A 759-nucleotide genomic window follows, 5' to 3' on the forward strand; every position below is an offset into this window, starting at 1 on the left:
TATACTGGGAGCAAGTTGATTTTAGAGCGACCAATCAAAGCGTTAGAAGGTGTGAAGGCCACATTCGATGTCGATTGGTGCAAGAGCAACTACTCTTGCGTTCTGGCTGCGTGGAAAGAACAACTGACTGATCGCGTGTTGTTTTCTCTGCCGTTTAAAACCACCTACTCGGATGACATGGCAATAAGCATCATGAGCCCGGTTTATTTCCAAGGTGAGTTAGTCGGCGAGTTTTCAGAACAGCTCTATCTTTCATCACTTTATAACGAAGGGAAAGCCGTCGACGTACAGATCTCCAATGGTAACAAACAAATGGTGATCTATTTTTCAGGTTATCCGTGGCCATCGTTCGCGTACACCCAATCTTTTGTGGCAGACAACAACAACTTGATTGTCTACATGTACCCGTTCAGTAAAGTGATGGTGGATTACAGCTTTCTGTTTGTTATTTTCTTTTTGGCAACCTTGGCGTATTACAACAAAGCGCATGAATCCAAAGAGAGCAAACTTCGTCTGGCGACGGCACTGACGAATGTGACAAAAGACGATTTAACGGGGTTACTTAACCGCAGGGTCTTTAAAGATAGCGAATTCAAACGCCGCTTGAAAACGGCCCCTTATTCCGTCATTGCCATTGATGGCGACAGGATCAAGCGAATCAATGATCGCTATGGTCATCACGTTGGGGACGAGGTTATCGAGATCATTGCCGATGCGATGCGTAAAGTGTTCAGAACCAGCGATTATCTCGTCCGAACT

At 45.3% G+C, this 759-nt stretch carries 1 protein-coding gene; it reads left to right on the forward strand.

What is annotated here, in order from left to right; all coding sequences use genetic code 11:
- Window positions 1-759: diguanylate cyclase domain-containing protein (locus R7Q48_RS26855; protein ID WP_318133288.1), on the forward strand; the 759-nt coding region annotated here is incomplete at both ends.

The sequence above is a fragment of the Vibrio sp. 378 genome, from assembly GCF_033339435.1.